Raw genomic sequence first — 25,901 nt, 5'->3', positions numbered from 1 at the left:
CCGCCGCCATGGCCGGCTCCTGCGCGGTCCCGGGGCCGGAGGTCTGACGGCGCTCTGCAGGCGCACCGTGCCCCCTCGGGGGCCGGGGGGCCGGGGGGGCCCCCCCCCCCGCGCGCGGGGGGGGGGGGGGGGGGGGGGGGCGGGGGGGGGGGGGGGGGGGGGGCCCCCCCCCCGCCGGGGGGGCCGGGGCGCCCCCCCCCCCCCCCCCCCCCCCCCGGGGGCCCCGGGGCGCCCCCCCCGGGGGGGGCCCGCACGCCCGGGCAGTCGGTCAGTCCTTGACCACGAGCTCGTAGGTCAGGAGCTCCACGTCCGGCAGCGGGGACAGGTCCCGGTCGGGCGCCCGCCGGAAGCCGCGCGCCCGGTAGACGTACTGTGCGGCGACCATCTCGGGCAGCGCCGACACCAGCAGCCGGGAGACCCCCTCCTCGCGCGCCCTGTCGACGAGGGCGTTCACCAGCGCGCGGCCGACCCCGAGCCCCCGGGCCCCGGGCGACACCGCGAACGCGCGCATCTCCGCCTCGTCCGCGTTGCGGGCGATCTCGCTCTCCGGCGACCACGGCTCGAACATGACCGTCCCCAGGAGCCGTTCGTCGTCCGCCGCCACCAGGACCTCGCCGCGGCCGTCCGCCCCCAGGAGCCGCAGCGCCTCGACGTGGGCCGGGTTCACGTTCACAAGGCCGTCGGCCGTGTAGGCCATCACGCGCAGTTCGCTGACGGCGTTCATCTCATCGGGAAGTACTCGACGCACGATCATGCAGGTCATTCAACATGATGAGGGGGTGCCGGACGGGTCTTCGCCGCACCGCCCGGGGAGGGGAAAACGTCACCGTGAGTGACTTTTTACGGAGGTTTATCCCCAGCTTCCCCGGACGTGGAGCGGTGTTCCCCGCCCGGGCCGCCCGTCGCGCTCAGGTACCGTGGACGGCCGCGCACCCGTCGTCGCCGTCGCGGTGGGCCTCCAGGTCGCAGGCGTCCTCGACCGGTCCCCGGGGCCTCTTCCCCTCGGCGAGCTCGTCCGGAGGGCCGGGGACGACGCCGTACCCGTCCACGCGGTGCGCCGGCCCGGTCCCGCGCCACCGGTTCGGCCACGCCTCCAGGGCCCGGGCACCGGTGTCCGGGAAGGGCACCCCGCCGTGGTGCGCGGTGGCCAGCCGCTCCGGCCCGGGGCCGTCCGGGCGCGCGACGGGGCGGCCGATCGTGTACCCGGTGTCGACCGCCAGGTGGCCGGGGCCGCCCTCGGAGGACTCCTCCGCCCACATCCGACCGTCCGCCTCGACCACGTCGCCGATGGGCACGGCGTCTCCGGGGACCCGGGGCGTTCGTCCACAGGCCTCCGGCGGGACGGCCCGGATCGTGCCACCCTTCTCCCAGGGAGGACACCGTGACCGACCGGACCCGTGGCAGCGACGGCCAGGCAGCCGTCATCCGACTCTTCAGCAGTTCCGCGACCCTCGCCGCGGACGGCTGTCCCACCTTCCGCCGCACGGAGGCCGACCACGCCGTGCGGCGGGACCCCGCCCCCCGTTCGCCGGCCCTGGCCGACTCCGCCCTCACCGCCCTCGGCGCCGTCCTGGACCTGGTCGAGCACCGGGGGATGTCGCTCGGGGACGCGTGCTCGACGCTGCCCGCCCCCGGCGGGCGGTGCGCCGACGTGCTGGGCGAACGGGTGGCGCCGCCGCACCCCGGCCTGCTGGCCTGGGTGCGCCACGCCGCGCGCTCCTACCTCGACGGCCTGGCCGGGGACCGCGCCGGGGACGGCCTCGACCGTGTCCCGGTGGCCGACTTCTGGGTGCGGCAGTACATGCCCGACCGGGGCGCCTCCCACGCCAGGCCCTACGAGGTGTGCGCGCGGGGGCGCGGATACGCGTACCGGGACGGCGGGCAGCGGGTACGGGAGCTGCGCGTCCCGGTCACGGGCCCGGCGGACGAGGGGGGCCTTCCCGACGCGGAGGTGGCCGTGGCCGCGTTCGTGCTGGCCACCGGCTCCGGGGTGGACCGCGACGCCTACGCGGGCCGCCCCGGACGCTACCGGGGCGGGGTCCCCTTCCCCATGCGGGGGCGCCACGGCGGCGGGGCCGGACCCCCCGACCGGGTGCGGGTGGTCCGGGCGTCGTGCCTGGACTCCTCCACCGCCGTGCTCTACGACGCCCCGGTCCGCGAGGCCGAGCGGTTCTTCTCCTCGGCGGGCAGGGAGCCGCTGCGCTCGGCCCTGGTCGGCGGGGCCCGGTTCCCGGGGGCCGACTGCCTGTCGTGCGGGCTGCGGACCGGCTGCGGACGCCTGCCCTCCGCCCCCGGGATCCTCGGCGTCCACGACCGCTCGCGGCCCCGCAGGTCCTGGACCGCCGCCGGGGGCCTGCGCTTCCGGGGCTGCCCCGCGCGCGACCACTTCCACTCCCTCGGCCTCCCCGGTGACCCGCCGGAGGGCTCGCCGTCCGGAGCGGCCGGGGCCACGCCCCGGGACCGCGCCGTCCGTGCCCGGCTGGAGCGGCTGCACGGGCGCCGGCCGCGGAGGGCGTGCGGACCCGGCGACGTCCCCGACGGCCCCGGGGACTGGGGCGCGGAGGGGTGGGCGCCCGGCGGCGGGGAGGCCCGCGCGGGCGCCGCCATGATCGCCTCCCACGTCGAGGTCTGCCCGCTGGGCGGGCTCCGGTCCGGGAGCCACGTCCGGGTCGGGCGCACCGTGGCCGCCGACGACCCCCGGGCCGACGTCCTCGTCCTGGCCAGGCCCGACCTGCTGCTCCACCGGGACGGCGCCTGGAGCTGGCGGGACGTCGCGCCGACGACCGCGGTGCCGCCCCCGGACGAGCGCGGGCTCATGGCACGCGAGCCCGCGCTGGCCGTGGCCGTCCTGCTCTTCGCGTTCGGGGTCCTCCCCCTGGAACCGGGGTCCGCGGTCGAACTGGAGGTCCTCACCCCCGACGGCGCCGAGCTGCGCACCATCGATCCCGGCGCCGCCCGGGCGCGGACCGAGGCACGGGAGGTGGTCCACGGGCTCGCCGGGCCCTGGCACCGCGACCTGGAGCACGCCCCCACCCCGGGCAGGGTGTGCCGGGACTGCCCCTACCGTCGCTGGTGCCCGGCCTGGCCGGGGCGCCGTCCTCCCGAGCGGGCCTCGGGGGCGCGCCCCCGGGGCCGCGGGAGGGAGGGGCGGTGACGGGTACGGTGCCACCGCCCCCGGGGTCAGGCGCTGCGGCGGCCCTCCGGAACGGGCCACCGGTAGGCGGCGGCCTGGAGGTCCCACAGCTCCCGGTAGAGCCCGTCGGCCTCCAGCAGGTCGGCGTGGGCGCCCTCCTCCACCACGCGGCCCTTGCTGAGGACGACGATGTGGTCGGCCATCCGCACGGACGCGAGGCGGTGGGTGATCAGGACGACGGCGGCCCCGGTGCGTCCGGCGTGGGCGTGCAGGGAGGCGAAGAAGGCGTGCTCGGCCCGGGCGTCGAGCGCCGCCGTGGGCTCGTCGGCGATGAGCAGGGGCGTGGCGTCGCCGTCGTCGCCCCGGTAGAAGCCCCTGGCCGCCGCCAGCCGCTGCCACTGGCCCCCGGACGGTTCGGCGCCGTCCACGAAGCGCTTGTCCAGCAGGGTGTCCCACCCGTGGGCGAGCTCGGCCACGACCGTGTCGGCGCGTGCGGCGCGCGCCGCGCGCTCCAGGCGCCCGGGGTCGTCGCCGGGGCTGCTCATCACGACGTTGCGCCGGGCCGTCAGCGGCCAGTGGGTGTGGTCCTGGGCGATGACGGAGATGCGCCGCCGCAGACCCGTCCCGTCCACCCCGGCAAGGTCGGTGTCGTCCCAGCGGATCCTTCCGCCCTCCGGTGCGTACAGGCCGGACAGGAGTTTGGCCAGGGTGGTCTTGCCCGAGCCGTTCTCCCCCACGAGCGCCACGGTCCGGCCGCGCCGGAGGGTGAGGCTGACGTCGTCCAGGGCCGGCGCGTCCCCCTTGCCCCCGCTCGGGTAGGTGAAGGTGACGTTCTCGACCCGGATCTCCTCGAACCCCTCGGGGGCCGGCTCCGGTTCGGCCGGGGGCAGCCGCAGCGCGGCCTCCTCCTCGAAGGCGACGAAGTCGGAGAAGTACAGCCCGGACTCGTACACGTGCGTGAGGGAGGACAGGGCGTTGCCCAGCGCCCCCTGCGCGACCCGGATCGCGACCACGGCCGCGCCCGCGACGGCGATCTCCACGGCCCCGCCGACCAGCATCAGCCCCAGCACCGCGAACACGGCTCCGGAGGCGAGCCCGCCGGCGGCGCTGCCCGCCAGCCGGATCAGGGCCTGGCGGGTGGCCAGGCCGAGTTGGATGTCCAGTTCCCGGTCGGCGACCCTGTCGAACTCGGCGAGCAGGCGCCCCTCCATGGTGAACGAGCGGATCTCGGCCGCGTTGTCCCGGTTCACCATGATCTGTTCGAGCAGGAATTTGCGGCGGTGCCCGTCGGTGAAGGCCACGATCATCCGGTAGCGCATGCGCGCCGCCGCCGAGGAGCCCCACCACTGGGGCGCCATGGCCAGGAGCAGCAGCGGGAGCAGGGCGGGGTGCAGCACGCCCAGGACGCCGACGGCGGCCGCCACCCCGACGGTCCCGGTGAGCACGTCGGCGGTGTGGCGCACCAGCGCGCCCGCCTCGTCGCTGCCGCGCGCGTAGCACCGGTAGAGGTGGTCGTGGAACCCGCTGTCGTCGAAGGCCCGCAGCTCGACGGCGGTGCACCGGCTCAGCAGCCGCCTCTCCGCGGTGAGCACGACCTTGGGCTCCAGGCGGGCCTGGGCGCGCCCGGCGGCGGCCGAGCAGGTCCCGCGCAGGGCCAGTGCCGCGGCGAGCACCAGCAGGGAGGGCAGCGCGGCCGTGAGCCGGTCGGGGGTGGGCACCGCCGCGAACAGCTCGCCGAGCACGCCGGTGGTGGCGACGAGCGCCCACGCGGTGGCCGCTCCCATGCCGATGTTGAGCGCGGTCGTCGCGAGGACGTCCCGCGGGCTGCTCTGCCAGGCCAGCGCGGCGGCCTGGGCGGCCAGGGCCGGCATGCGGCGGGCGATCCGGGCCCAGGTGGCCTCGGACGCCTGGGCGCCGAAGTGGCGCCAGACCGGGGTGGCCAGTTCGGGCAGGGACAGTCCCCCGCCGGTCTCGTCGTCGGCGACGGGTGGTTCCGTGGTTCGTGTCATGGAGTCCTCGGGTGGTCGGGAGCCGGTGCGCGCCCGTGTCCGGGCGCGCGGGAACGGCGGTCGCGCAGGGTGTGCGTCGCGACCTCCTCGGTGACCGGCGTCGAAGTGCTGCCGATCATGGACCCGCCGTGGGACGGTCGGAAGGGGATTTCGCGGTTGCGGTCGGACCGGATCCGGACCCCCGCGACGGCCCGGAGCGCACGCGCCCCGGGGCGTGGGGAACCCGGCCCGGGCACCCGAATCGAAAACCTGTCGGAGGGTGCGGCCCGGATCGGCACCGGATACGGGCCGCCCCGAAGCGGGCCGGGCCGTCACCGATCCAAGGCCCGCCGGGGCCCGGAACCCCGGGGGTCGGCCGCCGGTGGCCGGTCCGCGCCCGGAACCAGGGGTCCCGGGTGTCCGGGCGGTCTCCGGCCGGGGCGCACGGCTCCGACGGGATCCCGGCCACGGGACGGGGCGCACGCGGGAGAGCCGTCACGGTGCCGGGCGCGCGGGTCCCCCGCGCGGGGCGCGGTGTGGTCCGCCGGTCCCCTCGCTGTGTCTTCGCGGGGTCCCGTCCGGGCGCCGTGGGGACGGCCCCCTCCCCCGGCCCCGCCGGCGCGGGTTCCCCGCACGGGGGCGCCGTGCGCGGAACCGCCGTTCCTCCCCGCGACGCCCACGGGGTCCCGGGCCCGGCGCGGGCCCCGCGCGGAACACCGGGGCAGTTCGCCGGGGGCACGCCGAACGGCCGCACCCGCGCCCGGAGGACGCTCGGTACGGCCGTTCGCATGGCTGGCGCGGTGCTCGTGGGGCCCGGGGCCGGCGGGCCGCGCCCGGAGCCCGCTCCCCGGCGGGCCGGCCCGGTCGGAGGCCCCGTGCCCCGTCTGCGGGGCGGCTCCGGGTCAGCCCACCGGCTCCGCCACGGCCCCCCGCTCCTGCTCGACCTCGTCGAGCCAGGCCCGCACCGCGTCGTTGTGCTCGCCCAGGGCGGGGGGCGGCAGGTAGCCGCGTCCGAACTCCTCCGACTCGCCCGGGTCCCGGGGGTCGAAGCGCAGGGCCGACCCGGGCAGCTCCACCTCGCCCAGCACCGGGTGCTCGACCGACACCACCAGCCCCTGGGACCGCGTCTGGTCCCACTCGTAGACCTGGTCGACGGTGCGCACGGCGCCGCAGGGCACCCCGGCCCCGCCGATCCGGCTCAGCCACTCGTCGCGGGTCCCTTGGGCGAGGACCGCCTCGATCTCCGCGATCAGGGCCTCGCGGTGGGCGACGCGGGAGGCGTTGTCCCGGAACCTGGGGTCCTCGGCGTCCAGTCCGAGCAGCCCCGCGAACCGCGCCCACTGCGCCTCGCCGCCCACCGCCACCTGGAGCATCCCGTCCATGCAGGCGAAGGCGCCGTAGGGGGCGATGGAGGGGTGCTGGTTGCCCAGCGCCGAGGGCACCTCGCGCGCCACGGTCCAGCGCGTCCCCTGGAAGGCGTGCACGCCCACGATGGAGGAGAGCAGGGAGGTGCGCACCACCCGTCCGCGCCCGGTGCGGCCCCGCTCCACCAGGGCCGCGAGCACGCCCTGGGCCCCGTTCATCCCGGCCAGCACGTCGCCGATGGCCACGCCCGTCTTGGTCGGCTCCTTGGAGGAGGGGCCGGTCAGGCTCATCAGGCCGGCCTCCCCCTGGGCGATCTGGTCGTAGCCCGCCCGGCCGCCCTCGGGCCCGTCGTGCCCGAAACCGCTGATGGAGCAGACCACCAGCCGGGGGTTGAGCTCCTCCAGGCGGCCGACGGAGAAGCCGAGCCGGTCCAGGACGCCCGGCCGGAAGTTCTCCACCAGGACGTCGGCGGCGCGCACGAGCCGGGTGAGCTGCTCCACGCCGTCGTCGGACTTCAGGTCGAGTTCGATGGACTCCTTGTTGCGGTTGCAGGACAGGAAGTAGGTGCTGATCCGCTCCTCCTCCGGTCCGACGAACGGCGGGCCCCAGCCCCGGGTCTCGTCACCCGTGCCCGGCTGCTCGACCTTGATCACCCTGGCCCCGAGGTCGCCGAGCAGCATCGCGGTGTGCGGCCCCGCGAGGGCCCGCGACAGATCCACGACCACGGTTCCCTTGAGCGGGCCTTCCGAGCGGTCCATGTTCCACCTCCGGTGTCGTTCTTCCTGTCCTGTGTCCGGGTCGCGGCCCCGGCGGGGGGCGGACCTCCCCGCCGGCGCCGGCCGGACACGCGTGCCGTGCGGGACGCCCCCGCGGGGGCGTCCCCCGCGGCCGGTCCACGCGGTCCGGCCGTCCGGCCCGGGGTCAGACGCCCGCGCCGAGCAGCCGGTAGCGCCCGGTGCGTCCGGCGCCCGGGCCCTCCCCGGCGCGCGACCGCAGGGTCGAGAGTTCGTGGGCGACCGCGGCGCCGACCCGGGCGCAGAGGGCCTCGCCGTCCTCCGCGCCGTCGCCGTCCTCGGCGATCACCCGGTCCACGACCCCCGTCGCCAGCAGGTCCGCGGAGCCGATGCCCTGGCTCTCGGCCAGCTCCTCCGCGCGGTCGACGGTGCGGTGCACGATCGCGCTCGCGCCCTCGGGCGGGAGGGGCGAGAGCCAGGCGTGCTGGGCGCACAGGACGCGGTCGGCGGGGAGCAGCGCGATCGCGCCCCCGCCGGTCCCCTCCCCCAGCAGCACCGACACGGTGGGGGTGCGGAGGGTGGCCATGTCCGCGAGGCAGTGGGCGATCTGGGCCGCCATGCCCCGTTCCTCGGCCGCGGCGGACAGCTCGGCGCCGGCGGTGTCGATGACGGTGACGAGCGGGAGCCGGAGCCCGGCCGCGAGGCGCATGCCCCTGCGCGCCTGGAGGAGGGCGGCCGGCCCCATCGGGGTCCGGGGGCCCTGCCTGCTGCGGTCCTGGCCGACCAGGACGCAGGGGCGTCCGCCGAACCGGGCCAGGGCCATCAGGAGGGCGGGGTCCTCGTCCCCCTCGCCGGTGCCGCGCAGGCGCACGACGTCGGTGGCGGCGTGCCGCAGCAGGTCCCGCACCCCCGGGCGCTCCTCGCGCCGGGACCGCAGGACGGAGTCCCAGGTGGGGACGCGGGAGTCGGGCACGGCGGGCGGCGCGGTGCGGGGGCGCGCCTCGTCGGCGGTCCGGTCGAGCAGGACGTCGAGGGCCAGGACGGCGGCCCCGCGCAGCTCCTCCGGGGCCAGGACGGCGTCGACGAGACCGTGCAGGCGGAGGTTCTCCGCGCGCTGGACGCCCTCGGGGAACGCCTCGCCGTGGAGGGCCTCGTAGACGCGGGGGCCGAGGAAGCCGATGAGGGCGCCGGGCTCGGCCGCGGTCAGGTGCCCCAGGGATCCCCAGGAGGCGAGCGCGCCGCCCGTGGTCGGGTGGCGCAGGTAGACGAGGTAGGGGAGCCCGGCGGCCTTGTGCGCGGTGATGGCGGCGGCGATCGGCGCCATGGACACGAAGGCGCGGGTCCCCTCCTGCATGCGGGTGCCGCCCGAGGCGGGCGCGGCCAGCAGGGGGATCCCCTCTGCGGTGGCGCGTTCGACGGCGTCCAGGAGCCGTTCGGCCGCGGCGAGCCCGACCGAGCCGGCGAGGAATCCGAACTCGCAGGCCACGACGGCGACGCGGTGCCCGCCCAGGCGGCCCTCCCCGGTGAGGACGGCCTCGTCGCACCCGCTCGCGGCGTGCGCGTCGGCCAGTGCCCCGGCGTACGCGGGGTCGGGGCGCACGTCGGCGGGCGCGGTGTCCCAGGAGGCGTACGAGCCCGTGTCCAGGACGAGGTCGAGGAGTTCGTGAGCGGTGCGTCGGGTCCCCACAGCAACCTCCAAATGGTTCAGTGGCTAGGCCACTAGGCCTTAAAACCAGGGTGGCACGCCCACCCCCCGTTTGTGAAGCCCTCCGCGACCCCGATCACCCTCCCGCGCGTCCGCCGCCACGGCCCGATCCCCGGGGGCGCGGAGGCGGGATGCTCTAGCCTGGAAGGCCTCTGACACAGCCGGATGCCAAGACAGGAGCCACCGAGCGTGCCTGCCAAATCCCGACCCCGACCGCCGGCCCGACCCCGTCTGTACGAGCAGCTCGTGGAGCGGCTCGTCGAACACATGCGGGAGGCCGGACTGGGCGTCGGCGACCGGCTGCCGCCCGAGCGCGAGCTGGCCTCCGCGCTGGAGGTCAGCCGGGCCTCGGTGAGCCAGGCCCTGGTCGCCCTGGAGGTTCAGGGGGTCATCGAGGTCCGCCACGGCGACGGGGCGATCATCCGCCAGACCGTCTCCGAGCAGGGGGTCCTCGCCCTGCTGCGCGACCGGGCCAACCGGCGCGCGGAGATCATCGAGGCCCGGCAGGCGCTGGAGGTCAAGCTGGCCGAGCTCGCCGCCGAGCGCCGCACCCCCGAGGACCTGGCCTCCATCGACGCGGCTCTGGAGCTCATGCGCCAGGAGGTCGCGAACGGGGACCGGGGCGTCACCGGCGACGAGCGGTTCCACGCCGCGATCACCGCGGCGGCGCGCTCGCGCCTCCTGGCGCGGATGATGAACGAGCTGGCCCCGATGATCAGGGAGACCCGCCTGGAGTCCCTGTCCCAGCCCGACCGGCCCCAGGCCTCGCTCGACGGCCACGAGCGGATCGGCGCCGCCATCCACGCGGGGGACCCCAAGGCCGCCGCGGACGCGATGCGCGACCACCTCGTGCTGGTCTCCCGGGTGGTCGCACCGGTCGCCCCGTAGGACTTCACCGGACCACAGGCCGAGCCTGTGGTCCGGTGGTCGGCCGCGGTGCGGCCCCGCAGCGCGCCTCCGGCGGCGGGGGCCGGGTCACAGCAGGCCGGGCACGACCAGCACCCCCCAGGCGATCATCGGCCCCACCACCACGACGATGGCGCTGTAGACGAGGATCTGCCGGTAGAACTTGTCCGGGTCCACCCCGGAGGCGTTGGCCAGCACCAGGGCGCCGTTGGTCGAGAAGGGGCTGACGTCGACGATGGTGGAGGAGACCGCCAGCGCCACGATCACGCCGGTCGCGCTGATCTCGCCCATCATGAGGAACGGGATCGCCAGCGGGATGGTCGCCCCGAGGATCGCGGTCGAGGACGCGAACGCCGACACGACGGCGCCGATGTAGCAGAGCACGAGGGCGACCAGGAGCGGCGCGCCCAGCCCGGCCGCGGCGTCGCCGACGTAGTCGATGGTCCCGGCGCTCTCCATGACGCCCACGAACGTGAGCATGCCGGTGATCAGCAGCACCGTGGGCCAGCTGATCTGGGACAGCGCGTTCTTCTGGGCCTTGGGCGAGATCAGCGCCAGCACGACCGTCACGGACAGCGCGACGAACCCGACGTCGAGGCCGAAGCCCAGGGCGAGCACGCCGAGGACGACGATGCCGGCGATGGTGGCGAGCTGGTCGAACCGCACGGGCGCGCCCGCCGGACCGTCCGCGGGCGTGTCGGCCGGAGCGTCGGCGGCGGCGGGCGCGGAGGGGCCTCCGGTGGCCACGGCGACGGAGCCGCCGGCCGGGTCCGCGCCGGAGCCGGAGACCGCGGCGGCGCCCGTGCGGACCGTGGCGCTCCCGGCCGCCTCGAACTCCTGCGCCCGCGCGCCGACCAGGCGGTTGCCGCCCAGGGAGACGAAGAGGACCAGCGCGATGCACAGGTTGAAGACGAGGTTGCCCAGGAAGAGGGTGAGCGGCGAGACCGCGAGACCGCTGTCGGCGACGATGCCGTTGACCGTCGCGCCGTAGACGCTGACCGGGGAGAACCCGCCGCCCTGCGCGCCGTGGATCACCATCATGCCCATGAGCAGGGGGTTGATCCGGTACTTGACGGCGAAGCCCAGGGCGATGGGTGCGACGATGGCCACGGCCGCGGGGCTGAGCGCGCCCACGCCGGTCAGCAGGGCGCTGATGCCGAACATGATCCAGGGGATGGCGACCACCCTGCCGCCGACCAGCCGCGTGGCGGCGCGTACGAGGAGGTCGATCGTCCCGTTGTTCTTGGCGATGGCGAAGAGGTAGGTGACGCCGACCAGCGTGAGGAAGAGGTCCGCGGGGAAACCGCCCAGGATGGCGTCGGTGTCCATGCCCAGGGCGAGCACGCCGACGAGGAAGGCTCCGACGAAGGCGAGGGCGCCGATGTTGATCGGCAGGACCGTGGCGATGACGAACATCGCCAGGAGGGCGAGGATGGTGAGGAGTTGCGGGGTCATGTCGTGTACCGATCAGACGGAAAGCAGGGCTGTGATCTGGCTCATATGGCTCAGTGGCCTAGCCAATATGCCTTTGGCCGACATGTCAACCCCCCGGTAGGACATTCCCGGGCACGGGCGCCCCGTCCTTCCCGCGCGCGAAAGGTACGGTTGTTCCCCAGGTGGCGGCGGAACGTCCCCGGTGCCCGCGCCATCGGACCCGCCGAATGTGGAACCGGTGACCCCAGGGACACGTCGTAACCCATGCCTGGTTCCCGCGACAGGAGCGGGGCCAGATCCGGTCCGTCGAGCCCCGAGTTTCCCCTGCTCAACCCTCACTGACGGGACCGTCCCCCTCCCGGGGGGACAGCTTCGGTGCCGGCCGGCCACGCGCCGCACCGACCCGGTCCTGCCGTCGGCGGGAGAGCCGTCCCTCCCCCGTCCCGGCCGGACCCGTGCCACGGGCCGCGGGCCCGGCGTCCGCCCCGGTCCGCGACCGGGGACCCCGGCGCCCCGCCTCCGACCGGCGCCCCCGCGTTCCCGGCCGCCCTTGTTCCCCGAAACGCCCCACGGGGCGACCGAGGAGCGGTAGAAGGGGAAGGTCGGACAGCACGAGGGAGAACCGGGAGCGGACATGGCGTCGAACGAGACCTCGCACCTGGACCGCCGCGGCCCCGGCCGGGCCGCGGTCCGGCCGGTGTCACTGCTGCGCCCGCAGGTGCTCGCCCAGGTCGCCCTGGGCACGCCCCTGCTGTGCGACGCCCTGCGCCTGGCCCGGTGGAGCGCCCCGGCCACCCCCGTGTCCGGGCCCGGGGTGCCGAGCCCGGAGAGCGCCCGCGCCGCGATCGAGCGGTTCGGCCTGTGGCCGTACGGGCTGGTGCGCGACCGCGGCGCACGCGTGGCCTGGCTGCGGGGCCTGGGCTCGGCCTCGGACGCCGCGGAGTTCATGGCCCCCTGGCAGGCGGCCGTGGTCCTGGGCATGATCGAGATCGACACCGTCCGGGCGCGCCCCGCCCCGGGGCTGGAGGACCGCGTCCACGACCACGAGGAGGTCCTGGACTGGTGGATGCGGCTGTTCGAGGACGCCGTGCGGTACGCGCGCGCCGACCTCCTCGACCCGGATCCGCCGAGGGGGCACCGTCCGGAGCTGCTGCCCGCGGTCCTGATCCGCCTCTACGAGGGGCAGGACGGGGCCCGTGTCCCGCTGGCCTCACTGGCCACGAGCGCCCCGCCCTTCCCGGGGGCACCCCCGCTCCCCGCCGGGTCCGAGCCGGACCCGGACCTGGTGCTCCACCTGCTGTGGCAGCTCTCCGACACCGGGGCGGTCATCCTCGGCACGGGGCCGGAGGCCCCTCCCCCCGCGGCGGGCGGGGAGCACGCGCAGGGCCTTCCCGACTCCCCCTCCGCGCAGGCGTCCGGCCCGCACGCGCACCCCGACGTCGAACTGACCGACCTGGGCCGCTACGGCGTGCGCCGACTGCTGCTCCGGCGGGGCGTCCGCGCCCCGCTGGCCGAGGACCTCGCCGTGGCGGGCGCCGCGGAGTTCCTGGACTCCCTGGCCCGCGTCCGCGCGGCCGACCAGGGCGCGCTGGTCGACCCCTGGCTGGCCCGGCGCTCCCCGGAGGAGGCGCTGGAGGAGATCGTCCGGGCGGTCGCCGATCCCCGCCTGGCCCTGCGCAGGCGGACCGGGGCCTCGGTCCTGCACATGGTCAGCTCACGCCTCGCGGGAAGGCTGCGGGCCATGCTGCGCGACGCCGACCGGGTCGCGGCGGGTCTGGCCGCCCTCGTGCTCCTGTCCTCCCGGATGCTCCCCCAGGAGGAGATCGACGCGGTCCTGGACCGGTTCGGCCCGTGGCTCGTGCTGGACCTGGCCTCCGCGGCCCGGACCGGGGCGGACGACCTCGCCGCCGCGCTCGACTTCGCGTTCCCCTCCGGCCTGGACGCCTCCCTCCTGGAGAGCGCCGACCGCCTGTGGCTGTGCGGGCACCCGGACACCGTCCCCGCGCTGGAGGCGATCGGCCGCCTGCACCGGGACCCGCAGGTGGCCCGCGCCGCGCGCGGGGCCGCGGGCAGGACCCGGCTCCGGGGCCTGTGACGGACCGGCCCCGCCGCCGGGCGGCGCCGCCGGGGCCGGGTCAGGTGGACGGCGCCAGGTTCCAGGAGGTGACCACCGGGCGTCCGTGTTCACGGCCGAGCGTGCTCACCGAGCCCGTGCCCAGGGCGAACAGCGCCCCCGCACCCGGTTCCAGCCCCAGCCAGCGGGCGGTGAGCACGCGCAGGACGTGTCCGTGCGCCACCAGGGCCACGTCCGGGGCGTCCTCCTCCCCGACCGACCGCGCGACCCCCTCCAGGACGCGGTCCACGCGCGCGCCGACCGCTTCGACGGCCTCCCCCGGGTGGTCCTGCCCGCCGGGGACGACGCCGTCGCGCCACAGGTCCCACCCGGGGCGCCCGCGCCGGATCTCGGCGGTGGTGACCCCCTCGTAGCCCCCGTAGTCCCACTCCCTCAGGTCCGGGTCGGCCTCGCCGCCGCCCAGCCCCGCCAGCTCGGCGGTGCGGACGGCGCGCGACAGGGGGCTGACCACCGCCCGCCCGATGTCGCGGGCCTCCAGCAGGGGCCTCAGCCCCTCCGCCTGCCGTACGCCCTCCTCCGTGAGGGGGACGTCGGTCCACCCGGTGTGCCGGCGGTCCCGGCTCCACTCGGTCTGCCCGTGCCTGATCAGCACCAGTTCACCCATGCCGGGTTCCTGCCCCGCCGGACCCCGGCGGACTCCCTCCGGGCGGAACCGCTCCGGCTCGCCGCCCGGTCACATTCGCCAGATGCCGGACACCGGCGCAGATTCGTCGCTACCCTCCTGACCATGACGCAGCACACCGCCACCAGTGACGCGCGGGATACCTCCCCCGTGCCCCACGAGATCGCGCAGCCCCACTTCTTCCGGCCCAACGAGGACCTGGCCGCGGCCATGGAGTGCGCGCGCTGCGGGGAGCAGGGCATCACCACCCCTCCGGGAGGGGCGCCCCGGAGGCTGTCCAACGCGGAGCTGCGGGCGTTCAAGAAGGAGCGCAAGCGCGCGCGGGAGGAGGCGCTGGCCAAGCCCCAGGCCAAGGTGCCCGTCGACCGCAAGCGCACCCTGCCGATCGGCCCCCACCACGCGGCGCTCCTGCGCGCGCTGTGGGCGCGCCTGGCGGCGGAGGGCGTCGGCTCCACCCCCGACGGCCGCCTCCTGGGGCTGACCTTCGCGGTCCGGGGCGCCATCACGGGCCGGGCCAACTTCACCGGCCAGGACCTGCGGATGCTGCGCCTGGAGGACGCGCACGCCGCGCTCACCGAGCTGACCTCGACCGGGTGGCTGGCCTCCGCGCCGGAGGCGGTGATCGGGGCGGACGCCGCCAACCCCGCCCTGTGCGACCTGCCCGGCCTGCGGGGCGACCTGTGGACGGTCGGCAACGGCGTGCGGTCCCGCGCCTCGGGGTGGCTCTCCCAGGCGCTCGCCCACAAGAAGCTCCGCAAGAAGCCCAACCGGCTCCGGCTGGTCGCCGCCCACCTGGCCCTCCACGCGGACCCCGGCGGCTCCGTGTCCCTGCCCGCCGAGGACGCCGTGGCCGCCTGCGCCCTCTCCGGAGGCGAAGAGCTGTCCGAGCTCCTCACGTGGCTGACCGAGGTGTCGTGGATCGAGGACGCCTCGTCCGCCGGCGGCACGGTGACCGCGCGGCTGACCGAGCTGACGCAGCCCCTGGCCGTGCGGCCCGAGCCGCCGAGGACCCCTCCCAAGCAGGTCCCGGCGACCACGCCGCTCGACGTGCCCGTCGCCGACCGTGCGCGCGGCCTCCTCTCCGGCCGGGAGGCGGAGGTGGCCCGGTGGGTGGACGACTACCGCGGCGAGCACGGGCACGGGCCCAGCTGGTCCGCGATCGGGGAGGCCTTCGGCTGGCCGCCGCGCCAGGCGCCGGACCACGACGTCACCCACGAGGTGTTCCGCCTGCTCCGCGCGGGGGGCTGGCTGACCGGTTTCGGCCTGCCCTTCGGCCTGCGCGCCGGGGAGGGGCGGGCGGGCGGCGGCTCCTGAGGCCCCGTCCCGACACCCCGGCGCCGGGCCCCGGCCGCGCGGCCCCGCTCCCGCCCCACCCCCGCCCGGGGGAGGGCCCGGGGGCGGGGGCTAGGATGCCGCCCATGCCGCATCATCCGACGCCTGCCGCACCCGCCCCGACCCCGGGGAGGGGCCGGTGAACCGGAACGTGCTGGTCACCGGGGCGGCCCGGGGCATCGGCCGGGCCGTCGCCCGGGCCTTCGCCGGGGCGGGCGACCGTGTGGCCCTCCACTGCGGGAACAGCGTGGAGGAGGCCGGGCGCACCCTCGCCGGCCTGCCGGGGGAGGGGCACGCGCTGTTCCGCGCCGACCTGCGCGACCCCGCGGCCACCGCCGACCTCGTCTCGGACGTGGTCGCCGCCCTGGGCGGGATCGACGTGGTGGTCAACAACGCGGCCGTCAACACGGCCCACCCGGTCGCCGGCGTCTCCTACGAGGAGTGGCAGGAGGCCTGGCGGGCCACCCTGGACGTGAACGTGGTGGCCGCCGCCAACATCGGCTACCTCGCCGCCCGGCACATGATCGACCGCGGGACCCCGGGGCGCATCGTCAACGTCGGCTCGCGCGGCGCCTACAAGGGGGAGCCCGACCACCCGGCCTACGGGGCGAGCAAGGCCGCGCTGCACTCCCTGGGGCAGTCGCTGGCCGCGGCCCTGGCCCCGCACGGCATCGCCGTCGCCTCCGTGGCTCCGGGGTTCGTGGCGACCGAGCGCGTCGCCGACCGGGTCACCGACGAGGTCCGCGCGCAGAGCCCCTTCGGCCGGGTGGCCGCGCCCGAGGAGGTGGCGGCGGCCGTCCTGTACCTGGCCTCGCCGGAGGCGGTGTGGTCCTCCGGCGCCGTCCTGGACGTCAACGGCGCCTCACACCTGCGCTGACCGCCCCCGGCCGCGCGCCCCTCGGCGCACGGCGGCGCGGAACCGCACCACCGCCTCACCCACCGGTGTCCTCCAGGAGGGTCCCGGCCGCCGACAGCGGGGCGTAGCGGCTGGGGGTGAACCCGAGAAGCTCGGCCGCGAGCTCCTCGTTCCCGGCGAACCCCGCGTCGGCGTCGATCGTCTGGGCGCCGTCCCAGAGCATGAACAGCGCCGAGACGGTGTGCGAGCCCTTGTCGTGGTGCATGTCGTAGTGGGAGGCCATGGGCACGCTGTCGTAGTGCACCCACAGGTCGTGCCCGGTCATGAACATGTCCAGGTCGAACGTGACCGTCAGCCCCATGAGCTCCGGCTTGTACCGGTCGTCGATCCCGGCGAACGCCTCGTCCAGCGCCACCATCCGCGGGCAGGCGGGGGACGCCGAGGTGTAGAGGGCGTTCGCGGCGGCGAACAGCGGCAGGTGGATCGCCGCGGACTTCTCGCCGCCGGACATCTGCTCGTGCTTGTTCTTGGTGAGGCGGACCTCGTCCTGCCCCGGGACGGCCATGCGCAGCTCGAACCGGTACCAGGTCCGGTAGTCCAGCACCGCGGCCAGGACCTGCTTGTAGGTGGCGCGGGGGTGCGCGGCGTGGTGGGCCCGGATCATCTGCCGCAGGACCTCCCGCAGGCGTGTCAGGCCCGTCTCCCCCAGACCCGCGGCGTCGCGTTTGAGCAGCTGCGCCGCGAGGGCCTGGTCCTCGGTGAGGCGGTCCGACCGGCTCCAGCGGATGCCGATGCGCGTGCCCGAGGACATGGGCCGCGAGCGGGTGTCGCGGTCCATTCCGGAGACCAGGTCGCGGGCGACGCGCACGCGCTCGTGGATCTGCTGCGCGATACCGCTGAGCAGCTCGTCCTCCAGGACGCCGCGCTCCTCCTCCCGCAGGAGCGCGCCCTGGTCCTCGACGCGGTCGGCGATGGCGCGCGCGAAGGCGGAGACCGGGTTGCGGCCCGTCTCGTCGTTGACGAACACGGTGATGATCCCGCTCGTGCCGAAGTCGTGGTCGACGCGGTAGCCCTCCGCGTCGCCGCCCAGGGCGTCCTGGAAGGCCCGCAGGGCGTTGGAGACGCGGGTGGACGCGGACTTGATGTCGCCGTCGGTGACGGCGCGGCCCGGGTCGACCGCTCGCGCGAAGGCGTCGGTCAGCGCCACCGCGGCCGGCGGCAGGACGGCGCGGACGGCGTCGCCGGGGTCCGCGGCCCCCGCCGCGAGCACCTTCTCCGCGGCCTGTTCCGGCTCGGGCCACAGCCTCCGGTCCGGCCAGACGGGCCCGGGCTCCACCCCCAGGGTGGCGCGCAGGTCGGGGTGGGTCAGGGCCGCGAAGGAGTCGGCGTGCTCGAACAGGGCCGTGAAGGCGTCGGTGAGGGCCTTCTGCCCGTGTTCGAGGTCGCGGTCGGCGCGGATCATCGTCTCGTGCGCGGAGGACGCCCGCGCCCGGACCTCGCGCTGCTCCTCCTCGGCCTCGCGCAGGGACGCCCGCACGCCCTCCAGCTCGGCCATGATCTCGCGCACCGGGGCGCTGATGCCCTCCTCGCGGGCGGCGAGCTCCGCGACGGCCCGCTCGTGCTCGCGCAGGCGCTCCTCGTGGCGTTCGCGGTCCTCCTCCAGCCGGCCGCCCAGCCTGGCGATGGTCTCCCGGCGCGCGTCCAGGTCGGCGGTGTGCCGGGCGGCCTCGGCGCGGGCGGCGTGGAGGTCGCGGGCGGCGGCGGCGAAGTCGTCCACGGCCGAGGCCACGGCCTCGACGGCCTCCGGCCGGACGGGCATGGCGCGCTCGGCGGCCACCGCGCGCACCTGGTGGCGGTGGGCGTCCACCTCGGCGACGGCGGAGTCGAGGGCGCGGCGCCGCTCCTCGCTCTCACCGCGCGCGGAGGCCAGGAGGGTGGAGTGGTGCTCGACGCGGCGCACGGCGCGGTCGACCGGGGCGGTGTCGGGCAGGGCCGACCGCGCCCGGGTGAAGGCCTTGAGGAGTTCGCCCGCGCGGTCGAGGTCGTCGGAGAGCAGGGAGCCCTGTTCGGCGAGCTCGGCCAGGCGCGCGTCGCAGTCGGCGAGGCGCTCGCGGCGGCGGTGGGCCCGGTTGGTGGCGCCGATGAACTCGGGGACGTCCTTGGGGCAGGCCCCCACGAGGAGGCCCTGGGCGAACCCGGCCCGGGTGGTGACGGTGTGCGCCGCCGGCGAGGCCCCGGCGGCGTCCGCGCCGTCCAGGCGGACCGAGGCCAGGACGCGGGCGATGACGTCCTGCGGCACCAGGTCCTGCTGCTCGGGGACGAGCACGTCGGCGAGCGTGCGGCCCCCGTCCGCGGCCGTGTCGCCGTCGGGCAGGAGGTAGGCGTCGGCCTCCCCCGCCTCCAGGGCCGCACGGGTGGCGTCGGCGTCCGGGTGGACCCACGCGGTCAGCAGCCCGGCGCCGTCCAGCGCGCCCTCGACCGCCGCCGCGTCGGCGTCCGCGACGGTGTCGGCGAACCGGACCAGACGCCACAGCGGGGCGCCGGGCCGTCCCTCCCGCGAGGCGGTGCGCCGGTGGTCGGCGGGCGGGGCGTCGTCGCGCTCGGCGGCGATGTCCGCGCGTTCGCGGGTGAGGCGCGCGGTCTCCCCGTCCCACTGCTCCCTGCGGTCCTCCAGGGTGCGCAGGCGGCCGGCCGCGTCGAGGCGCTGCTGGTCGGTGTGCTCGCCGTAGACCTCGGCCAGGGCGGGGGTGCCGGGTTCGCCGAACCGTTCCAGCGCCTGTTCCAGGGCCTGGACGCAGGAGGCGCCGGTGACCGGGGAGGGGCCCTGCGCCCAGTGCCCGGCCCAGTCGGCGAGGGCGTCGGCGGCGGCGCCGCGCGCGGCGGCCAGGGCCTCGTCCGCCTCCCGGCACTCCTGTTCGCGCTGGTGGAGCCGCTGGTCGGCGCGGGCGGCGGCCTGGTCGGCGGCGGCGCGGGCGGTCTGCGCCCCGGCGAGCCCGCGGAGGCGTTCGCGCACCGCGTCCACGTCGGCGCGGCGGGCGGTGGCGCGGGCCCGTGCCGCGGAGGGCAGGTCGTCGCCGCTGTCGGCGGGGCCCTCCCCGTCGTGGGCCAGGCCGGCCCGGTCCGCGGCCCCGGCCAGCTCCGCGGCGAGTTCGCCGGTGCGGGCGCGTACTCGTTCGAGGTCGTCGCCGACCTGGTCGGCCTCGCGGCGCAGGGCGCCCACCTCGCCCGCTTGGACGTCCAGGCGGGCCTGCTGTTCGCGGAGTTCGCGGGCGGTCTCCGCGTTGTGCGCGCGCTCGACCTCCAGGGCGGCGTGGCTCCGGAACGCGTCGTCGGCCTCCAGCCCGCTCCTGCGCGCGGCCAGCTCGCGGACGCGGGCGTCGAGCTCCTCGGACCGCCCGGTGGCGGCGGCGTGCTCGACGGCGGCCCTCTCCCGGGTCCCGCGCGCCTCGGTGACGGTCGCCGCCCGCTCGGCGGCGTGCCCGGTGGCGGCGCGCAGGCGCGCGAGCCGGTGGCGGGCGTGCACGTCCAGGTAGGAGGCGTACTCGCCGGCGAAGGCGGTGGTCGCGGCGTGGGCGGTGGTCGCCTGGTCGAACCGGCGCTGGACGGCGGCCAGGTTGGTGAAGTCGCGGGCGGCCTGGTCCAGGAGGGTCTCGTCGAGGGGGCTCAGCCCGCTGGTGAGGGTCTCGGAGACCTTGTCGGGGTCCAGGTCCTTGGCCAACAGGGGCCGGCGCAGCGCCAGGAGCAGGTCGAGGAGCTGGGTGTAGCGCTCGCCGAGCCCGAAGAGGCGTGCGTCCACGGCCTTGCGGTAGTCCGCGGCGGTGGCGTGCCAGGCGGCGTCGCCCAGGACGCCCTTGAGCTGCCGCTCGGTGAGCGGGCGCCCGTCGGAGGCGAGCAGGCCGAAGTCGACGCCCAGGCGCCGGTCGGTGACGAAGAACGAGGGGTTGACGCCGTCACGGTGCTTGTGCGCGCGCAGGCCGATGACCAGTGTGGCGGTCTCGGTGCGGTCGCCGTCGGCGCGGGCGAACTCCATCCACACGTACCCGTAGGCGGAGTCCTCGCCCCGGTAGAGCAGGTTGGACTTCATGGTGCGGTTCTGGCCGCTGAAGGGGTCGAGGCGGCGTGCGTCGGTGTACCCGTCGAGCACGAACGGGAAGAGCACCTCCAGGGCCTTGGTCTTGCCCGAGCCGTTGTGCCCGCGCAGCACCAGGCGGCCGTCGGCGAACACGAACTCCTCGTCGACGTAGTCCCAGACGTTGATGACGCCGGCGCGGCTGGGACGGAAGCGGTCGCTCCTGGGGGTCATCGGTTTCCTTCCGCGGTGGCGTGGGCGGCCGTGGGTTCGGGGTCCGGCCCCGGATCGTCGGGGTGTGCGGTACCGGAGGGGGGCGGGTCGGCGGGGGCCGCCCCCGCGGGCGCCGGGTCCGCCAGCCCCAGGGGGAGCTGGCCGCTGTCGGCGCGCTCGGGCAGCGCGCCCTGGAGGTTGCGGTAGCGGGAGGCGGCGGGGAGCACCAGGGCCCCGCCCGGGACCGGCCGGACCAGGGAGAGCTCGGCGAGCAGCGCCAGGGCGGCGTCCAGGAGGCCGTAGGGGTCCTGCTGCCAGGCGCCGCCGAAGGAGGCCGCGCCGAACTCGGCGAAGAGGTCGTGGATCATCGTCTCCCACCGGGCGCGTTCGACCAGGGGCGCCTCCAGCCGCTCCGGCGGCCCCGCGCCGTCGTCCGCGCCGGGGGGCTCCGGCGTCCAGGCGAGCCCGGCGACGATTCCGTCGCGGGGCAGGCCCGCGTCGACCAGGCGGACCAGGTCGGCCTGGTCGGCGGGGAGCGGGGGCACGGGCAGCGCCACCAGCGCCGCCAGGGACGTCTCCAGGAGGTCGGCGACCTTGGCGAGCAGGAGCCCGGCGGTGCGGTTGACCGCGCCGCCCCGCCCGGGGAAGGGGCGGTCGGTGAAGGTGCCCGCGGGGTCGGCGAGCAGGACCCCCTCCGCGCGGCGCTCCACCTTCAGGCCGGTGGCGCGGGCCAGCTCCTCGGCCGCGCCCCGCCCGCGCAGGACGGCGGCGACCTCGGGTTCGACGTCGGCGAAGTAGACGACGGGGCGCTCCACCAGGAGGCGCCGGGCCCGGCGGGCCGCCTGCTCGCGGGGGGAGGCCGCGGTCAGCGGTTCGGCGAGCAGTCCCGCCGCACTGCCCAGGTGCTGGACCGGGCGGGCCGGCCGGAACAGCAGCTCGCACACCTCGTGGTCGACGTCGAAGAGCGCGTCGCCCTGGTCGCCGGTCGCCGCCCACGCCTCCAGGGAGCCGTCGGACAGGTGCAGGGCGCCCCGGTCGAGGAGCCAGTGGGCGGCGTCCACCAGCGCGGCCTTGTGCGATCCGTCGGTGGGGTCGTAGCCCAGGCCCTCGACCGCGTTGGCGGCGGGGGTGAGGCGGGCGACCAGGTCGGCGAGGCTGATCTCGATCTGGGAGCGCTGGAAGGAGGCCAGCAGCAGGCACAGGTAGGCGAGCCTGCGCCGGTCGAAGGGCCTGCCCCGGCGGGAGAAGGCCTGGGTCTGGGTGGGGTCCAGGGCGTCCAGCTCGCGGACCAGGCGCACGTGGTCGGTCGTGGCGATCAGGGTGTAGCCGAAGAGCCGTCGGAGGTCGGCGGCGAGCTCGTCGGCCCAGCGCAGCACCTGGTCGAGGACGCCGGGGCGGGGCCGCGAGGCCGTGATGAGGTCGCAGGTGAGGACGCGCCGCACGGCCTGCTGGTAGGAGCCGAGGTCGGCGGGGGCGACCGCGGGGGCGGAGGTTCGGGGCATCAGGGGTTCTTCGTTCGTGTCCGGTGGGCGGTCGCCTCCAGGCGCAGGCCCGGGAGGTGGATCCGGCCCTGGCTGGTGCGCACGGTGCTGCCCGCCGGGTCGGGGACCAGGCGGACCATGGTGCCGTCGCCCTCGCCGGAGGCCGACGAGAGGCGTCCGGCGACGACGGTGCGCGCCTCCAGGGCGCGGGTGACCAGGCGCAGCAGGATACGCGTGTCGGTCTCGTCGAGCACACGTCCGTGGACGCCCTCCTCGACCAGGCGCTCGGCCGACCTGCGCTCGGACCCGCGGTCGGCGGCCTGCTTGCCGCGCAGGCGCGCCTGGGCCCCGGGGTTGCGCCGCACCGGCCTGGGCACGCCCGCCGTGGGCGCGGCGCCGCTGCGGAACAGGGTGACCGAGACCTCGACCCCGGGCGCGTCCCACCAGGTCAGGCCGGGGGAGATCTGTTCCTCGTCGTCGTGGGCGACGCCGAGGTGGCGGGCGGAGCGGACGTTGAACGCCGCTCCCATGAGGGCGTGGGCGGCGCCGTCGTCGGGGGTGTTGAACACCCAGGAGGCGAGGTGGCGCAGCTGGCTGGAGCGGTTGACGCCGCCGCGCTGGGCCTCGGTGATCTGCCGGAGCAGGGCGATCACGCCGGAGACGGCCGTCCTGGTGGCCGCGTGCAGTTCGGCGGCGCGCGCGGGGACGGCCTCGTCGGAGGAGAACCAGGCGCGCAGGGCCTGCCAGCGGCGCTCCCAGTCGGCCCGGCGCTCGGAGCGCTCCATGAAGGGGCGCTCGTCGGCGTCGGCGGCCCGGGAGAGGAGGGTGGCCAGACCGGTCTCCTCGACCTCGCGGACGGCGCGGTCCAGGCGGGGCAGGTAGCGGTCGAGCTCGGCCGTGAAGTCGGACATGTGCACGAGCAGGGCGTTCTTGTGGCGCAGGAAGACGTCCGGGGAGGCGTCGGTGGAGCGCAGGATCTCACCCAGGGTGACGTGGAACTGCGCCGAGCGGCGCCCCATGTCCTCCATGGCCGAGTCCAGGCGGGCGAGCCTGCGGTGGACGTGCTCGGCCCGCCCGGTGCGGTTGGCCTCCGCGAGGGCGCGCAGGTCGTCCAGGACCTCGGAGAAGACCAGGCGGGACAGGTTGACGTCCTCGATGCGGGCGCCGAGCAGGTTCTCCACCGCCTGGTAGGCCCAGTAGCCCAGCTCGCTGAACTGGTAGACCGACTGGCGGTTGCGGTAGCGCACCAGGTTCCCGGCCCGGGAGGCGTCGTCGAAGCGGTGCACGACGCGGTCGGCGTGGAGTTCGTCCAGCCGGTCGCGCAGGCCGCGGTCGGGCGTGGGCACCTGGTCGTGCGCGGCGGCGAGCTCGCGCAGGGCGGCGGCGACGTCGTCGGGGGACACCTGCACCTGGTGGACCTCGCGCAGCCGGTCCATGGCGCGCAGGATCCACAGGTAGGTGACGTGGTCGTCGCGCCGGGTGAAGTTGAACAGCCTGAACCGGTCGCTGACCGCGAGGGAGTCCATGTCCAGGGCTCTGCGTTCGACCACGGGCCGCCCTTTCGGTGAGGTGGGAGTGGTGCCGCCGGGACGGAGGGGGTTCCGCCACACCATGACGCTACGTGACTGCGGGGGCAGGTGCGGACGTCCGCGTCCCTGTCGGCGGTCGAGGGGGCCCTGTTCCCCGCCTCCGCCGCCATGGGACGCGTGGGTCCGGTGTGCCGGGCGCCACGGGGCGAACTTGGCGAATCCGCCACAACGCGGCCCACCGGCACGGTAGAAGAAGAGAAATCACGTTCCACCAAGAGAATCCATGAGCTCCCCATGCCCTCCGACGAACCGGTGTCCCCCGACAGCCGACGGCTCCCGGCCCGCCCCGTCTCGCTCCCTCCCCCGGAGGACCTCGCCCTCGCCGCCCTCGCGTCCCCGCCCCTGCGCGACGCCCTCGGCCTGGCCCGCTGGTGCGGGCCGGCGACCCCCGTCTGCCCCGGCGGCCTGCCCGGGACCGCCGACGTGCGCGACGCCGTCCGGGAGTGCGGGCTGTGGCCCCGCGGCCTGGAGGACCACCCCGGCGGGCGCCGCAGATGGCTGGACGGACTCGGCCCGGCGCCCGGCGTGGAGGAGTTCGTCCGGCCGTGGCGGACCGCCGTCCGGCTCGGCCTGGTCGAGCTGGGGGCCGGGAACGCCCACCCCGCGCGACGGCTGGAGGAGCACGCGCGCTCCCCGGACCGGATCCTCGCCTGGTGGTCGCAGGTGTTCCAGGACGGTGTCGAGCAGGACCGGGACCCCCTCCGCCCCTCCGGCGCCGAGGCCCTCCTCCCCCGGGCCCTGAGACTCCTCTACGAGGCCCCGGACGGCGCCCGCACCCCCCTGGAGGTCCTGGCCGGCGCCGACCGTCCGGCCCGCGGCCCGGTGCGGGAGGACCCCGGTCCCGACTCCGACCGGCTCCTGCGCTCGCTGTGGCGGCTCGCCGGCACCGGGGCGGTGGTCGTGGGGCGCCACGGCTCCGGGACCGGGGACGGCGCCCGCCCCTTCTGGGCGCGGCTGACGGGCCTGGGCCGGTTCGGGGTCAGACGGATCCTGCTCGCGGTGGGCGTGCCCGCCCCGCTGACGGAGGACCTGGCGGGGGCGGGGGAACTCCTCGACGCCCTCGGAGCCCTGACACCGGAGAGCCGGCTGTGCGCGTTCGACGCGTGGCTGGCGCAGCGCACCCCCGCGCTCGCCCTGCGGGAGATCGCCGAGGCGGTGCGGGGACCGGGCCGCGCACAGCGCCGGTGGACGGGGGCGAAGGTCCTGGACACGACGAGTTCGGAGCTGGTCCCGGACCTGTGGTCCCTCCTCGGCTCCGGCGAGCCCACCGCCGTCGGCCTCGCCGCCTCCGTCCTCCTCTCCTCCGGCATGCTCGCCCCGCACGAGGTCGACCGGATCATGGACAGGCACGGAGCCCTGGTCGTCATCGACATGTTCGCGGCGGCGCTGGACCCCGACGAGGCCAACCTGCACGCCTTCCTGACCGCCGAGTGCACGGAGGGCATCGAGGAGCTGATCCTCGACGACGTCGACCGCCTCAGGGCGGACCGCCACCCCGACACCGTGCCGGTCCTGGAGGCGATCGGCCGCCAGCACCCGGACCCGGGCGTCGCGGCCACCGCCCGCAAGGCCGTGGAGAGGCTGGCCTCCCCCTCCTGAACCCGGGGCCGGACCCGCCCCCCGCCGTGGCCCGCGCATCCCGCCGGAGCCTCCCGCGCGGACCCGCGCCCGCGCCCCCACGGCCCGGACCCCACCGCAGGTTCCGCCGCACGCCAAATGCCGTTTTGCCCACATCTTTCCATTGACAAGTTGGAGTGCCGCGAGGCAATCTTTCCAGTAGAAAGATTTCGGGACACCACCCACGGGAGGCCCGCCATGGAACCGCTCATCACCCTGATCGGCGCCACCACCGCACTGCTCGCACTGGGCGTGCTCGGCGTGCGGCCCCTGCGCTCCTGGCCGCGCGCCCTGCGCGGCGGGCTCGCGGCCATGTTCACCCTGACCGGTGTGTCGCACTTCGTCGGACTGCGCGAGGAGCTGGTCGCCATGGTCCCGCCCCCGCTGCCCGCGCCCGAGCTGCTGGTCACCGCCACCGGAGTGCTGGAGCTCGCCGGGGCCGCGGGCCTGCTGTGGGCGCGCACCGCCCCCTGGGCGGCGGCCGGGCTCGGCGCGCTCATGGTCGCGATGTTCCCCGCGAACGTCTACTCGATCATGGCCGGCGCGAGCGCGGGGTTCAGCGAGAGCCTGCCGGTCCGGACCGCCATGCAGGCGGTGTTCATCGCGGCGGCCCTCGCCGTGGTCGTCCACCACCTGCGCGCCCGCCGGACAGCGTCCGCCGCCGGAGACCGCGCCGGGGCACGGGAGGCCGTGCCGTCCTGACGGGCGCGAACACCGACACGC

Annotated in this window: 17 protein-coding genes; 7 read left to right on the top strand and 10 right to left on the bottom strand. The window is 76.6% G+C overall.

Features of this window, described 5'->3' with window-relative positions:
• Positions 1-268 precede the first annotated feature (268 nt).
• Positions 269-724 (bottom strand): GNAT family N-acetyltransferase, encoded by a 456-nt coding sequence (locus tag ACIRPH_RS29025; protein ID WP_267950339.1) that lies wholly within the window; start codon positions 722-724, stop codon positions 269-271.
• Between the two features lie 184 nt (positions 725-908).
• On the bottom strand, positions 909-1,295 hold the full coding sequence (locus ACIRPH_RS29020) for a hypothetical protein (protein WP_402919951.1): 387 nt from the start codon (positions 1,293-1,295) through the stop codon (positions 909-911).
• A gap of 86 nt (positions 1,296-1,381) precedes the next feature.
• On the opposite strand from ACIRPH_RS29020, the gene ACIRPH_RS29015 reads away from it, so the two are divergent.
• The gene (locus tag ACIRPH_RS29015) at positions 1,382-3,154 is read left to right on the top strand and encodes a PD-(D/E)XK nuclease family protein (protein WP_402919949.1); all 1,773 of its coding nucleotides are present in this window, start codon (positions 1,382-1,384) and stop codon (positions 3,152-3,154) included.
• A gap of 26 nt (positions 3,155-3,180) precedes the next feature.
• Here ACIRPH_RS29015 and ACIRPH_RS29010 read toward each other — a convergent pair whose 3' ends face one another.
• The 3 genes from ACIRPH_RS29010 to ACIRPH_RS29000 form a co-directional block, all read right to left on the bottom strand.
• Complete coding sequence (locus ACIRPH_RS29010) at positions 3,181-5,142, bottom strand: ATP-binding cassette domain-containing protein (RefSeq protein ID WP_402919947.1); 1,962 nt, start codon at positions 5,140-5,142, stop codon at positions 3,181-3,183.
• A gap of 881 nt (positions 5,143-6,023) precedes the next feature.
• Positions 6,024-7,244 carry a CaiB/BaiF CoA transferase family protein gene (locus ACIRPH_RS29005; protein ID WP_402919945.1) on the bottom strand — a complete coding sequence of 407 codons (1,221 nt, stop codon included), beginning with the start codon at positions 7,242-7,244 and terminating at the stop codon, positions 6,024-6,026.
• A 163-nt stretch (positions 7,245-7,407) separates the two neighbouring features.
• A complete protein-coding gene (locus tag ACIRPH_RS29000) occupies positions 7,408-8,907 on the bottom strand; it encodes a carboxyl transferase domain-containing protein (protein ID WP_402919944.1) in 1,500 nt (499 codons plus the stop codon).
• Between the two features lie 207 nt (positions 8,908-9,114).
• On the opposite strand from ACIRPH_RS29000, the gene ACIRPH_RS28995 reads away from it, so the two are divergent.
• Positions 9,115-9,813 (top strand): FadR/GntR family transcriptional regulator, encoded by a 699-nt coding sequence (locus tag ACIRPH_RS28995; protein WP_402919942.1) that lies wholly within the window; start codon positions 9,115-9,117, stop codon positions 9,811-9,813.
• Positions 9,814-9,900: 87 nt separating this feature from the next.
• Here the strand turns inward: ACIRPH_RS28995 and ACIRPH_RS28990 are convergent, their stop codons facing one another.
• Complete coding sequence (locus ACIRPH_RS28990; RefSeq protein WP_402919940.1) at positions 9,901-11,286, bottom strand: SLC13 family permease; 1,386 nt, start codon at positions 11,284-11,286, stop codon at positions 9,901-9,903.
• A 613-nt stretch (positions 11,287-11,899) separates the two neighbouring features.
• Here ACIRPH_RS28990 and ACIRPH_RS28985 point away from each other — a divergent pair.
• Positions 11,900-13,360 carry a hypothetical protein gene (locus ACIRPH_RS28985; protein WP_402919938.1) on the top strand — a complete coding sequence of 487 codons (1,461 nt, stop codon included), beginning with the start codon at positions 11,900-11,902 and terminating at the stop codon, positions 13,358-13,360.
• Positions 13,361-13,400: 40 nt separating this feature from the next.
• Here ACIRPH_RS28985 and ACIRPH_RS28980 read toward each other — a convergent pair whose 3' ends face one another.
• The gene (locus ACIRPH_RS28980; RefSeq protein WP_402919937.1) at positions 13,401-14,003 is read right to left on the bottom strand and encodes a histidine phosphatase family protein; all 603 of its coding nucleotides are present in this window, start codon (positions 14,001-14,003) and stop codon (positions 13,401-13,403) included.
• A gap of 123 nt (positions 14,004-14,126) precedes the next feature.
• Between ACIRPH_RS28980 and ACIRPH_RS28975 the strand changes: the two genes are divergently transcribed.
• Both ACIRPH_RS28975 and ACIRPH_RS28970 read left to right on the top strand, forming a co-directional pair.
• On the top strand, positions 14,127-15,335 hold the full coding sequence (locus tag ACIRPH_RS28975) for a hypothetical protein (RefSeq protein WP_402919936.1): 1,209 nt from the start codon (positions 14,127-14,129) through the stop codon (positions 15,333-15,335).
• Positions 15,336-15,492: 157 nt separating this feature from the next.
• Positions 15,493-16,230: an SDR family NAD(P)-dependent oxidoreductase gene (locus tag ACIRPH_RS28970; RefSeq protein ID WP_402919934.1), complete on the top strand. Its 738-nt coding sequence runs from the start codon at positions 15,493-15,495 to the stop codon at positions 16,228-16,230.
• Between the two features lie 55 nt (positions 16,231-16,285).
• Here the strand turns inward: ACIRPH_RS28970 and ACIRPH_RS28965 are convergent, their stop codons facing one another.
• From ACIRPH_RS28965 to ACIRPH_RS28955, 3 genes are read right to left on the bottom strand one after another with little or no spacing between them, the layout of a single operon-like run.
• Positions 16,286-20,512 (bottom strand): SbcC/MukB-like Walker B domain-containing protein, encoded by a 4,227-nt coding sequence (locus ACIRPH_RS28965; protein ID WP_402919933.1) that lies wholly within the window; start codon positions 20,510-20,512, stop codon positions 16,286-16,288.
• A complete protein-coding gene (locus ACIRPH_RS28960) occupies positions 20,509-21,993 on the bottom strand; it encodes a DUF2398 family protein (protein ID WP_402919931.1) in 1,485 nt (494 codons plus the stop codon). Before ACIRPH_RS28960 ends, ACIRPH_RS28965 begins: the two co-directional genes overlap by 4 nt.
• Complete coding sequence (locus ACIRPH_RS28955; RefSeq protein ID WP_402919929.1) at positions 21,993-23,522, bottom strand: TIGR02677 family protein; 1,530 nt, start codon at positions 23,520-23,522, stop codon at positions 21,993-21,995. Before ACIRPH_RS28955 ends, ACIRPH_RS28960 begins: the two co-directional genes overlap by 1 nt.
• 273 nt (positions 23,523-23,795) lie before the next feature.
• Here ACIRPH_RS28955 and ACIRPH_RS28950 point away from each other — a divergent pair, with 273 nt between their 5' ends.
• Positions 23,796-25,160, top strand: a complete 1,365-nt coding sequence (locus tag ACIRPH_RS28950) for a hypothetical protein (RefSeq protein ID WP_402919927.1) — start codon at positions 23,796-23,798, stop codon at positions 25,158-25,160.
• A gap of 216 nt (positions 25,161-25,376) precedes the next feature.
• Positions 25,377-25,880, top strand: a complete 504-nt coding sequence (locus ACIRPH_RS28945; protein ID WP_402919925.1) for a DoxX family protein — start codon at positions 25,377-25,379, stop codon at positions 25,878-25,880.
• Positions 25,881-25,901 lie beyond the last annotated feature (21 nt).

Source organism: Nocardiopsis sp. NPDC101807 (assembly GCF_044766605.1).
GTDB classification, from domain to species: domain Bacteria; phylum Actinomycetota; class Actinomycetes; order Streptosporangiales; family Streptosporangiaceae; genus Nocardiopsis; species Nocardiopsis tropica.
The sequence above is the reverse complement of the archived record's forward strand: the minus strand, read 5'-3'. Positions and strand labels throughout refer to the sequence as shown.

What these genes read in the sequence shown, in the direction of transcription:
- ACIRPH_RS28985 (WP_402919938.1), top strand. Translation starts at nt 11,900, where the DNA reads ATGGCGTCGAACGAGACCTCGCACCTGGACCGCCGCGGCCCCGGCCGG.
- ACIRPH_RS29025 (WP_267950339.1), bottom strand. Translation starts at nt 724, where the DNA reads ATGAACGCCGTCAGCGAACTGCGCGTGATGGCCTACACGGCCGACGGC.
- ACIRPH_RS28950 (WP_402919927.1), top strand. Translation starts at nt 23,796, where the DNA reads ATGCCCTCCGACGAACCGGTGTCCCCCGACAGCCGACGGCTCCCGGCC.
- ACIRPH_RS28990 (WP_402919940.1), bottom strand. Translation starts at nt 11,286, where the DNA reads ATGACCCCGCAACTCCTCACCATCCTCGCCCTCCTGGCGATGTTCGTC.
- ACIRPH_RS28975 (WP_402919936.1), top strand. Translation starts at nt 14,127, where the DNA reads ATGACGCAGCACACCGCCACCAGTGACGCGCGGGATACCTCCCCCGTG.
- ACIRPH_RS29010 (WP_402919947.1), bottom strand. Translation starts at nt 5,142, where the DNA reads ATGACACGAACCACGGAACCACCCGTCGCCGACGACGAGACCGGCGGG.
- ACIRPH_RS28960 (WP_402919931.1), bottom strand. Translation starts at nt 21,993, where the DNA reads ATGCCCCGAACCTCCGCCCCCGCGGTCGCCCCCGCCGACCTCGGCTCC.
- ACIRPH_RS28980 (WP_402919937.1), bottom strand. Translation starts at nt 14,003, where the DNA reads ATGGGTGAACTGGTGCTGATCAGGCACGGGCAGACCGAGTGGAGCCGG.
- ACIRPH_RS28965 (WP_402919933.1), bottom strand. Translation starts at nt 20,512, where the DNA reads ATGACCCCCAGGAGCGACCGCTTCCGTCCCAGCCGCGCCGGCGTCATC.
- ACIRPH_RS29005 (WP_402919945.1), bottom strand. Translation starts at nt 7,244, where the DNA reads ATGGACCGCTCGGAAGGCCCGCTCAAGGGAACCGTGGTCGTGGATCTG.
- ACIRPH_RS28945 (WP_402919925.1), top strand. Translation starts at nt 25,377, where the DNA reads ATGGAACCGCTCATCACCCTGATCGGCGCCACCACCGCACTGCTCGCA.